This is a genomic window from Gordonia sp. (in: high G+C Gram-positive bacteria) (genome assembly GCF_049299075.1).
Classification (GTDB): domain Bacteria; phylum Actinomycetota; class Actinomycetes; order Mycobacteriales; family Mycobacteriaceae; genus Gordonia.
Genome location: NZ_JBAQWU010000389.1, coordinates 1 through 10040, shown reverse-complemented (window position 1 = coordinate 10040; position 10040 = coordinate 1). Strand labels below are relative to the sequence as shown.

The 10040-nt window shown below is 66.5% G+C and carries 11 protein-coding genes; 9 read left to right on the top strand and 2 right to left on the bottom strand.

Annotated features, from left to right (window positions below; all coding sequences use genetic code 11):
• Window positions 1-110: 110 nt before the first annotated feature.
• Entirely contained in the window at window positions 111-737 is a 627-nt protein-coding gene (locus tag WAW85_RS12465) for a response regulator (RefSeq protein WP_422559926.1), read from the top strand.
• Window positions 738-762: 25 nt separating this feature from the next.
• Here WAW85_RS12465 and WAW85_RS12460 read toward each other — a convergent pair whose 3' ends face one another.
• Window positions 763-1695, bottom strand: a complete 933-nt coding sequence (locus tag WAW85_RS12460) for a PKD domain-containing protein (RefSeq protein WP_422559925.1) — start codon at window positions 1693-1695, stop codon at window positions 763-765.
• Between the two features lie 86 nt (window positions 1696-1781).
• On the opposite strand from WAW85_RS12460, the gene WAW85_RS12455 reads away from it, so the two are divergent.
• The 3 genes from WAW85_RS12455 to WAW85_RS12445 all read left to right on the top strand — a co-directional run bounded on the left by WAW85_RS12455 (window position 1782) and on the right by WAW85_RS12445 (window position 5150).
• Window positions 1782-2243, top strand: coding sequence for an RNA polymerase sigma factor (locus WAW85_RS12455; protein WP_422559924.1), 462 nt, complete (start codon window positions 1782-1784; stop codon window positions 2241-2243).
• A gap of 58 nt (window positions 2244-2301) precedes the next feature.
• Entirely contained in the window at window positions 2302-3846 is a 1545-nt protein-coding gene (locus WAW85_RS12450; protein WP_422559923.1) for a hypothetical protein, read from the top strand.
• A gap of 533 nt (window positions 3847-4379) precedes the next feature.
• Window positions 4380-5150 (top strand): TolB family protein, encoded by a 771-nt coding sequence (locus WAW85_RS12445; protein WP_422559922.1) that lies wholly within the window; start codon window positions 4380-4382, stop codon window positions 5148-5150.
• A gap of 5 nt (window positions 5151-5155) precedes the next feature.
• Here WAW85_RS12445 and WAW85_RS12440 read toward each other — a convergent pair whose 3' ends face one another.
• On the bottom strand, window positions 5156-5818 hold the full coding sequence (locus tag WAW85_RS12440; RefSeq protein ID WP_422559921.1) for a hypothetical protein: 663 nt from the start codon (window positions 5816-5818) through the stop codon (window positions 5156-5158).
• A gap of 416 nt (window positions 5819-6234) precedes the next feature.
• On the opposite strand from WAW85_RS12440, the gene WAW85_RS12435 reads away from it, so the two are divergent.
• The 5 genes from WAW85_RS12435 to WAW85_RS12415 form a co-directional block, all read left to right on the top strand.
• Window positions 6235-6540 carry a hypothetical protein gene (locus WAW85_RS12435; RefSeq protein WP_422559920.1) on the top strand — a complete coding sequence of 102 codons (306 nt, stop codon included), beginning with the start codon at window positions 6235-6237 and terminating at the stop codon, window positions 6538-6540.
• Window positions 6492-7043 carry a TIGR02391 family protein gene (locus WAW85_RS12430; protein WP_422559919.1) on the top strand — a complete coding sequence of 184 codons (552 nt, stop codon included), beginning with the start codon at window positions 6492-6494 and terminating at the stop codon, window positions 7041-7043. The genes WAW85_RS12435 and WAW85_RS12430 overlap by 49 nt, the downstream gene beginning before the upstream one ends.
• A 246-nt stretch (window positions 7044-7289) precedes the next feature.
• Window positions 7290-7883: a hypothetical protein gene (locus WAW85_RS12425; protein ID WP_422559918.1), complete on the top strand. Its 594-nt coding sequence runs from the start codon at window positions 7290-7292 to the stop codon at window positions 7881-7883.
• A complete protein-coding gene (locus tag WAW85_RS12420) occupies window positions 7880-8782 on the top strand; it encodes a class I SAM-dependent DNA methyltransferase (RefSeq protein WP_422559917.1) in 903 nt (300 codons plus the stop codon). The genes WAW85_RS12425 and WAW85_RS12420 overlap by 4 nt, the downstream gene beginning before the upstream one ends.
• Before the next feature lie 65 nt (window positions 8783-8847).
• On the top strand, window positions 8848-10040 hold a 1193-nt coding region (locus tag WAW85_RS12415; RefSeq protein ID WP_422559916.1), incomplete at its 3' end, for an IS256 family transposase.

Here is a 10040-nt window from a genome sequence, read left to right as displayed (position 1 = left end):
ATCCACGACCGGGCGGAGGCGCTCGGCGGCCGCGCGCACGTGGAGAGCGCGCCGGATGAGGGCACAACGGTCTCCGTGCGCTTCCCGCTGAGCTCCTCCGGGATGACTCGATGATCCGGATCCTGCTCGTGGACGACCATCCCGTGGTCCGCGCCGGGCTGCGGGCGCTCCTCGATGGGCAGGGTGACCTCTGTGTTGTCGCCGAGGCCGAAGGGATGGAGCAGGCAGTTGCCGCGGCGCGCGGTGACCGCCCCGACGTCGCACTGATGGACCTCAATCTCGGCGGGGGCAAGGCCGGCGGAGCCGAGATCACCTCCGCCCTGCGAGCGCTGCCGCAGCCGCCCGAGGTCCTGGTCCTGACCACCTACGACACCGAAGCCGACATCCTGCGCGCCCTCGAAGCGGGGGCCCGTGGCTACCTGCTCAAGGATGCACCACCGGCCGACCTCTTCGCCGGCGTTCGCGCCACCGCGCGCGGCGAGACGGTTCTTGCGCCGTCGGTGGCTGCGACACTCGTACGACGCGCGACGCCCGGCGCGGCCACGATCACTGAGCGGGAGGTTGAGGTGCTCGAGTTGCTTTCCCGCGGGCTGGGCAACAAGGAGATGGCACGAGAGCTCTTCGTCTCCGAGGCGACGGTTAAGTCTCACCTCTCGCACGTCTACAACAAGCTCGGTGTCGACACTCGGGCCGGCGCGGTCGCCGCCGCAATCGAACGTCGGATCATCCGGCAATGAGTCGGTGCGACAGCCCGCCAATCGCTCAGCGCACCTTGACCTTCACCGGGGCAGTGACCGCGGTGTTGCCGAGCAGGTCGATGACCCGAACGCGGTAACGGAAGGTCGTGCCGGAGGCACGGCCGGTGTCGGTCCACGTGGTGGAGCCGGGAGGCAAGGCGAAGACCTGCGCGAAGTTGGTGCAGGTGGAGCCGGTGCAGCGTTCGATGCCGAGCTGGCTCACGCCAGCCATCCGGTTCGTCCAGGTCAGGCGAACCGAGCCCTTCACCGGTGAGGTCGCGGCCAGGTTGCTCGGAGTAAGCATCGGGTCCTGGGCCAAGATCGTGGTGCCGACGATCTGGTAGCCACCGGTGCTATCGGTGACGCGGAGGGTGGCGTTGAAGATCCCGGCTCGGGTGTAGGTGTGGGTGACGGTCTGCCCGGTGCCCGTTGCCCCGTCGCCGAAGTCCCACGCGTAGGAGACGATCGTGCGATCCCAGTTGGTGCGTGATCCGGACCCATCGAAGGCGACGGGCAGTGGCAACATCCCACGGTCGGGCGTGGCCACGATCTTGCCGGTGGTGTACTCGAAGACGTTGACCAGCGATTGCGCCGTACTCGTGGCCCCGTTGGTGGCGGTCACGGTCAGTGCGGCAGTGAAGAGCCCGGACCGCGTATAGGTGTGGGTCGCCAGCGGGCCGCTCGCGGTCGCGCCGTCGCCGAAGTCCCAGGTGTACGACGCGATGGTGCAGCCCTCGAGGCAGAGCGAAGCCGAGCCGTTGAAGCTCACAGCAACCGGCGCGATCCCTCCCGGCGGGGTCACCGACATTTCGGCGAACGGGACTGCGGGGAAGCCGAGGCCGGCCTGGGCGGGAGTGGCGGCGAATGATGCAGCCAGGACGCCGAAGAGGACGACCAGGACGCTCGCGAGGCGGCGAGACAGATGGGGAAGCTGGCGGGGGTGGGGTGTCCGGGTCATGATGCGAACCTAGAGACGGTCATCGACGGCGAGCAATCGGACCTTGGTACTACGACCTGTCCAGCGGACACGTCGGAGGGAGCGACATGGAGGAGGGGTTCAGCGCCTGGGTCTCGCCTCATCTGCCGGCGATGCACCGGTATGCGGCGCGGCTGGTCGATCCGGCGGACGCTGACGATGTGGTGCAGGAGGCCTTGACACGCGCGTGGCAGCGCTGGTCGACGTATGACGCGGGGCGCGGAGAGTCCCTGGGCTGGCTGCTGGCCATCGTGAGAGACAAGGCGCGTCGCCATCGCACGCGGACCAAGGTGTGGCTGCCTCTCGACCAAGCGGGTGAGTCGAGTCAGGAAGCGGCCGCTGCGGATGTCGATCTGGAGCGGGCGGTTCTGGCGCTCTCCACGCGGCAACGTCAGGTGATCGAGCTCTACTACTTCGTAGGCGCCGACATCGCCACGTGTGCGACCGCTCTCGGAGTCGCCGAGGGCACCATCCGAGCGACGCTGCACCACGCGCGAGCTGAGCTGCGGCGTCGGCTCGAACTGTCCTGATTCTGGAGCAAGTTCCGCGGCGACTAAGCGGCACGACGCCCTGGCGGCGTACCCAGCCATGGACGATCCCGAACTCGACCGTCGGTTGCACGAGGCTGGTGAGCAGTTCCGCTCCCAGCACGAGGCGGCCTACCGTCCACCGGACCTCACGGCGTTTGCTGGTGCGCCGCGGCGGATCCGCTGGGGCACCCTCGCGCCCGTGGGCGCCGTGGCTGCCGTGGCCGCGATGATCATCGGCGTCTTCTGGGTGGGGACGATCTTCGACGGTCGACAGGGTCGAGTGGGCGAGGCCGGGGCGGCCGAGCAGGGCGGGTCGACCTGGGACCCGGATCTGCCGAAGGGAGTGGGGCCGGTCGAAGTACCTGGCGCGATCCCGCCGGTCAACGAGGCCATGAACTGGCCGGGGGTCGAGATGGCGAACAGCTTCCGGCCGCGCACCGACATCGCCTCAGGGCATCCCTACTGTCTGCTGCGCCAGCTTGATCTGGCCGCCGAGGTCGTGGACGGCTCATTCGCCTTCGCCGCCCGCCTGAAGCCCGGGGAGGAAGCCTGCCGAATGAGTGGGTACGCCTACTTTGAGTGGTCCCTCTCGGGGCGGCACATCGAGGTGCTGGGTGGTGCGACCGACCCCGTGATCGGGCAGTGGCCGGCCGACCCGCTGATCACGGCCCGTCGCGGTGCGCTCGTCAAGGCGTCGCTGGAGGACTGGTGCGTCGTCGCGCCGAACGTCGACACCGCGATCTTCTTCGACCACAAGAACGGCGTGGCGAAGGTGAGCGACTTCCCTGATGTGGACTGCCCTCAGCAGGCGTCGGGCGAGGTCGCAGAACTCACGCTGCCCACGACCTATTGGCAGCCCGAAGGATGGCTGGCCGAGCCGGTGCGCGGCGACTTCTCGGGGCTGGAGGTGCGCCTGGTCGACACCGCGACGAAGGACTACCCGGGCACCAACTGGGATGGGACGCCCACGTGGGTGGTCGAGCTGACCGCGACCGATCACGACATCGAACTCGACCCGTGCCCGGGCTATCAGGTCGCGCTGGGCACCATGTCTGAGGAGGAGGTCGCTACTCGGCGGCTCAACTGCCAGGCGGTGCAGCGCACCCGCGCCGACGGGACGCCGTACCTGCGCAAGGGCGAGCCGGTGCGCTTCGCGATCTGGGGCAACGGCCCCACGGACGCGCCGCAGACCTTGCGGATGTTTCTGCCGGGCGAACGCCGGGAGCTGGCGCTGACCGAGGGTGCCGCGGCGCCAACCGGCGAGCCGCGATTGGTGGAGGAAGCGGAGGCCAACCTGCACCTCTATATCTCTAACCAGTCCTTTGACGACCCTGACGCTCCGGTGCGGCTGACGATCGACGGGGTGGTGATCGTGGACCAAGTGTTCGCCGTTGAGGGCCAACACAACTGGGTGCCATTCGAGGTCGCCATAGCCGCAGGGACGCACCAGATCGAGATCACCGGAGCGAACGGCGCGAAGGAATCCGCGATCGTCGAGGTGCCCGCACACGGCGACCTCTGGGCGGTGGCCGACTATTGGGTCAACGACGGCAAAGGCAGCTTCGACTGGCGGGTGAGTGACCACAGCATCGGCTTCGCCTAGGTAGGTCAGGATCGAACGGTCCGCGCTCCTCGGCTCGTTTCCGTCCGCCCATAGCGCCTCGACGACGCCCCACCCAGGCGGTGGGAATGCCGTTGCGTTCGGCCGCTAACGGCCCCAGACTCTGTAGGGCACGCGGCTCCTTCAAAGGTCAACAACGAGCGTGATCGTTGTAGGCGATCTGCAATCGCAATTCGTCAACATCGTGGCCACCAGACGTGTGTCAGGGAGCCACCCGCCACAAGGCAGACAGGAAAAGCAACATGAAGCCACGCAACTTCGCCGGCCTGTTGACGGTGTGCATGCTGGCGCTTGGTATTGGGCTCGGTGGATGTTCAAGTACTTCGTCGACCAGCTCAAGTACTTCGTCGACCGACTCGAGTGGGACAGACCCATCCGCGGTGGACGAGTCCACCTCCGATGCCACGTCCTCGCCCTCCGACCCTGGCGCCCTCCTGCTATATCAATGGGCTCGCGCTGGCGGCGGGGGTGATGCCATCTGGGTCGCAAGCGAGGATGGCTCGGGAGCTCACTCGATGCAGCCGGCGGAAGTTGCCAACGGCTACCACCCGGACTGGTCCCCAGACGGCTCCCAGATTGTGTTCGCCGACCAGGACAAGGGCCTGTGGACCATGTCTGCTGAGGGCGCCAGCCCCCAGTTAATCCAGGAGTGCGAGGGGTGCGATTTCCCCGCTTGGTCTCCGGACGGGAAGCGAATCGCCTACACGCAGTACACCAACGCGACCGATAGTCAGCCACCAGCCGCCTCCACATTGGTGGTGCTCGATCTGGCGACCAAGGAGCTCACTGAGGTCACATCCGCGAAGCAGCCGAAGCTCGTTGACGTTCCGCGTTGGTCTCCCGACGGCGCACGCTTGGTGTACGGGATCGACCTGTTCGATGGCGACTTCGCTGAGGCCGGATCGGCGATTGCGGTTGTCTCCGTCAAGGGCGGCAAGCCTAAACTCCTCACCGACTTCGACCAGTACGCGTACTACCCGGACTGGAACCGGGTCACCAACGAGATCGTCTTCAGCACCGAAACCATGGGCTTTGCGGCGACTCCGCCACCAGCCTCGGACACGTGGGATCTCTTCACCATCAGCCCGGATGGGACCGGGCTCAGAGCCCTGACCGACGTCCAAGAGGGGCGCTTGTGGCAGCCCTCCTGGACACCCGATGGGACCCGAATCACCGCGACACAGGACCTCGCCGGGTCAAGGTCAGCTGTGTGGGTTGGAACTGATGGCGCCGTCTCCGCCCGCCTCACGAGTGCCACGCACACGAGGCTGCAGCCCACGCCGTAGCCAAGTCAGGCCACCGCCTTGACGAAGAGCCGTCGCATCTCGACCATGTCCGGCAACTCCTGGTTCGTCACCCGGTTCCACTGGTTGAAGGACGGATGCGGCACCCGGAGTGGATCGTCGATCAAGCCATCGGGCAGCGCCGCGACCATGCCTTGAGCAAAAGCACCGGCGGCCACCACGCGGCGATCGTTGCCTGCCGCCAGGGCCTCTAGCCGATCACGAAGCCCCTTGACGATGACCTCAGCTACGGCCTTCGCGTCGCCGCTCCGCATGCTCGATATCGATCGGGCCGAAGACTTGCGGACCCGCTCAATAAGAGCCCAGCCTTCGCAGCCCAGATCCGGCGCCCCGCCGTCACCGAAAGCAGCCGCTTGCAGAGCGACATTGCAAACGTTCATGATCGCGACGCGTCCGTTGCCCGCTGAGTGCTGCTGCTGGACGAAGAAGCCGAGACGCCCTTCCTGCGTTCGGTCCCGCTGCAGGAACCGGAGTGCATCTCTTCCAGATGCTCCCACCACGGGCACGCGTGCCTTGAGCTCTTCCACGTGCGGCGATTCGAAGATGAAGATGAGCTCGGTCCCAGCCCCATCGCCCAACACCACATCCGGGACTCGGCACTCCGCGTAGCCTCCGCTGCCGTCCTCTCGGAGATAGTCAACGACGGTCAAGATTGCCCCTTCTCTGTTCGCGCAGCCCAAGACCGTTGCGGAGTGCGGCGGTCGCGCGTAAGTCTCCCCCGTTGATGAGGAGCCCAACGATCAATGACGGGAAGTCTTTAGTCCCGCTCCCCGGTGGATACGGTCACCTGATTATTCCGCCCGCAGTCACCTTCCGCTGAACGCGTTTCAGCGCTTCACGGACCCGCCGTTGGGGAAATGCATGCGGAAGGGCACCGCAGACCGGCGTGGTCGCGGTGGTGGCCTTCGTCACGCAAAGTCGCCACCGGACGCGTCATAGAGCCACACGCCGTCATCGTGCGGGTGCCGAATCCGCCGCTCACGGCCCCAGATTCCGTTATGCCGAGACCTCGCCAGCACACGGGCCGTCCCCGCCCCGACGGCCCAGTGGACCCGTTCATCGCCAGATGCGCACCTCCCTCGGGACTCGCCTCGTCACTGTCGCAAGCAAGCCCGGCACAGAGGACGAGACGCGGATCGCAGTCGAGGCGCACATCCAAAGCAGGACCGACTCCTTCGCTATCGACACGCCGATCTTCGTGGGCGACTACGTGGAAATGCCCAACCCGCGCCTCGAAGTGGGCGGCGTGGGGCGCCGGTACGTCGCAACCGCTCAGGTGCTCCAGAGCGGCCCGGCCCGCCAAATGCATCGCGTCAAGGTCGAGTGGGCGACTCGCCCGCACCGCCTCGGGTGGCAGCCGTGCGTCGGCTGACGTTTGATAACCTGCACCCAGCCGTACAGGCTGCCGCGGGTGATTTCTTCGCCGACGGGCACCACCAGGCCGCAGTTTCGGAAGCGTTCAAATCGATCGACGTCCGGGTGCGAGACCTCACTGGGATTGAGAGGCCAGCGGTCGACCGGATGGCTCAGGCCTTCAAGCCGGACGGCTCGGTGCTGGACGTGTCCGCGCACGAGGGCAAGAGCGGCGAGGATGAGCAGGAGGGGTTCATGTACATCTTCCGCGGCGCGATGTGGGCATCCGTAACCCCGGTGCCCAAGAACTCTTCAAGCCGGGTGACCCCGAGCAGGCGCTTGAGTACCTCGGGTTCGCAAGCCTGCTACACCGCAGGTTCGACGCTGCGGAAGCCAAGCGTGGGTAGGCCTGGAGATCGTCGACGAGACATCGGCATCGGGTGCGTAAGTCGAGGCGTCGGCCGGACAGGGGCGGTCGCCGAGGGCGCGACTCAAGGGCGATGTGCGACGTTTCAGCGCTGACCCAGACTCGTCCCGCAGGTGGGATCCATCTGCGGGACGCCCGCGCGTCCACCTGCGAGCCGTTTCGAGGTTGACGGGGAGGCGCTGCACCGGCAGTCTTCGGTCCATGAAGTGAGTGAGGCATGGGAAACCGCGGCCACAATCAACCGGCTGCGCACCTACAAGGAGTACGCTCCAGACCGCAGTTGGCGGTCATGCCTGGTTGACCCGTCCACCCGCACCTCACCCTGAACTGAGGCACTTCGAATGTCTGCTGACACGTCCGAGCGCACGCCTGCCCTTCTCCTGATCGGCGCCATGGGAACGGGCAAGAGCGACACCTCCTACCACGTCTTCTCACGGTTGTACGGAGCCGGCATCCCCACCGCCCGCCTCGACCTCGACGACATCGGTATGTGCCACCCGGCGCCAGTGCACGACCCCGACAACTTCGCTGTGAAGGCGGAGGCCATGGGCGCCGCGTGGAGCGTGTTCCGCGACCACGGGGCTCGATGCCTGGTGGTCTCGGGCGCCATCGACAGCCCCGAGGTGATCGAAGAGCACAAGCGGCAGCTCCCGGACGCCGACTGGACCGTCGTGCGGCTGCGCATCGGCACGGAAGAACGCCGTCGCCGCGTCCTGAAACGTGGCCTCCTCCTGGGCTACTCCGAGGAGGAGATGGAGCCGACCGTGGAAGCCGGCGACGCCGATGAGCGCAACGTGGAGAGCTTGAGACTTCCCGGCCAGGTCATCGACACGGACGGCCTTACATCGCAACAGGTCACGGACCTTGTCCTAACTCGTGCTCAGTGGCCGTCCGCGGCTGAGGCTGCCGAACTGACTCTGGACCGACTGGCATGACAACGCACGCGACACCGGTGTCGGACGACAGGGAACCGGGCGGGCCAATCTTTCAACACCCGCTCGCTTACGCCATTGGGATCGAAGGCCTTGCTCTGCTACGGGCGTTCGCGGGTGAGTATGACCGAGAATTCACGCTCCGCAGGTTGAACGAGATCCGGCATCTTTTGGACGAAGGCGATCCCCTTGGCGAGGGACGATACGTCGAGCCAACCTCAGCCCCCAGCGGCTACGCGACGTGGGCACAGCGCTACGACGGACCGGGGAACAGTCTGTTCGAGATCGAGGAGGCAATCACGCTTCCAATACTCGACTCTCTCCCCAAGGGCATCGCCGTAGATGCTGGTTGTGGGACTGGCCGATTGGCGGGCTACTTGGCGTCGAGGGGACACCAGGTGAGCGGCTTCGACAGTTCCCCCGACATGTTGGATCTAGCACGGGCAAAGAACCCCGACGTTTCATTCGGCGTCGCCGACCTCCGGTCGTTGCCGGTCAATGACTCCTCAGTTGACCTAGTCGTGTCAGCACTCGCCCTGGCTCACATTCGAGACCTTGCACCTGTATTCAAGGAGTGGGCACGAGTGTTGAACGCAGGAGGGAACCTCGTCGTCTCAGACACCCGCGGACAATTCCCGGGGTCCCACCTCTACCCATGCGTCGAGGCGCTCCCTACCGGTGACTTCGGGTACATCCCGAGTTGGAGGCACGCCACGGCCGAATACATACGGGCGGCGCTCGACTCAGGGTTCAACCTCGTCGACTGTCACGAGCCACTGCAACATGCCTCATTGCCAAGTAAAGAGAAGTACGTCCCTGACAACCCGGCCGAACCACCTTCGGAGTGGAGTCCAGCAGAGTGGTGTACGACGGACCTGAGTGAGCGCGTGCCTCCAACGTAGGCGCGGCCACCGGGTGGATCCTTCGAGTGATCTGCGAAAACCGACTCGAAGAAGGAACCACGACGATGACCGCTGTACCCAGTATCGACCCTGCCCGCTTCCTCGATGAGCAGCTGTCCCAGGCGAGCCCCGACCTGCTGCGCGATCTGCTCACCACGTTCGTCAACGCGTTGCTTTCGGCACAGGCCGACGCCGTGTGCGGCGCCGGCTACGGCGAGCGGAGCGCCGAGCGGGTGAACTCCCGCAACGGCTACCGCCACCGCGACCTCGACACCAGGGTCGGGACCCTCGATGTCGCGGTTCCCAAGCTCCGGCAGGGCAGCCTGTATCCCGACTGGCTGCTCGAACGCCGCAAACGTGCCGAACGGGCGCTCACCTCGGTGGTGGCGACTTGCTACCTTCTCGGTGTCTCGACCCGGCGGATGGACAAGTTGGTCCAGACCCTCGGCATCACCGGGCTGTCGAAGTCGCAGGTCTCGGTGATGGCCAAGGAGCTCGACGAGCACGTCGAGGCGTTCCGCACCCGACGGCTCGAGGACGCCGGGCCGTTCACCTTCGTCGCCGCTGACGCGCTCGTTTTGAAGGTCCGCGAGGGCGGCCGGGTGGTGCCGGTGCACGTGCTCGTCGCGACCGGCGTCAACGCTGATGGGCACCGCGAGATCCTCGGCGTGCAGGTCACCACCAGCGAGGACGGCGCCGGCTGGCTCGCCTTCTTCAGGGATCTCACCGCCCGTGGCCTGTCCGGGGTCAAGCTCGTCACCTCAGATGCCCACGCCGGCCTGGTCGCCGCGATCGCGGCCACGATCCCCGGCGCTGCGTGGCAGCGCTGCCGCACCCACTACGCGGCGAACCTCATGTCCGCGACCCCGAAGTCGTCGTGGCCGTGGGTCAAGGCGCTGCTGCACTCGATCTACGACCAGCCCGACGCTGAGGCGGTGCACGCCCAGTTCGACCGTGTCGTTGACGCCCTGGCCGAGAAGCTCCCGGCCGTGGCCGAGCACCTCGAGGGCGCTCGGGCCGACATCTTGGCGTTCACGCCGTTCCCCAAGGAGGTTTGGCGCCAGATCTGGTCCAACAACCCCAACGAAAGGCTCAACCGCGAGATCCGCCGCCGCACCGACGTGGTCGGGATCTTCCCCGACCGTGCCAGCATCATCCGGCTCGTCGGCGCGGTCCTGGCCGAACAGCACGACGAGTGGACCGAAGGCCGCCGCTACCTCGGACTCGACGTACTCGCCCGAGCACAGGCCCTCGACAC

Coding starts and splice junctions, on each gene's coding strand:
- WAW85_RS12465 (WP_422559926.1), top strand. CDS start 111: ATGATCCGGATCCTGCTCGTGGACGACCATCCCGTGGTCCGCGCCGGG.
- WAW85_RS12460 (WP_422559925.1), bottom strand. CDS start 1,695: ATGACCCGGACACCCCACCCCCGCCAGCTTCCCCATCTGTCTCGCCGC.
- WAW85_RS12455 (WP_422559924.1), top strand. CDS start 1,782: ATGGAGGAGGGGTTCAGCGCCTGGGTCTCGCCTCATCTGCCGGCGATG.
- WAW85_RS12450 (WP_422559923.1), top strand. CDS start 2,302: ATGGACGATCCCGAACTCGACCGTCGGTTGCACGAGGCTGGTGAGCAG.
- WAW85_RS12445 (WP_422559922.1), top strand. CDS start 4,380: ATGCAGCCGGCGGAAGTTGCCAACGGCTACCACCCGGACTGGTCCCCA.
- WAW85_RS12435 (WP_422559920.1), top strand. CDS start 6,235: ATGCGCACCTCCCTCGGGACTCGCCTCGTCACTGTCGCAAGCAAGCCC.
- WAW85_RS12425 (WP_422559918.1), top strand. CDS start 7,290: ATGTCTGCTGACACGTCCGAGCGCACGCCTGCCCTTCTCCTGATCGGC.
- WAW85_RS12420 (WP_422559917.1), top strand. CDS start 7,880: ATGACAACGCACGCGACACCGGTGTCGGACGACAGGGAACCGGGCGGG.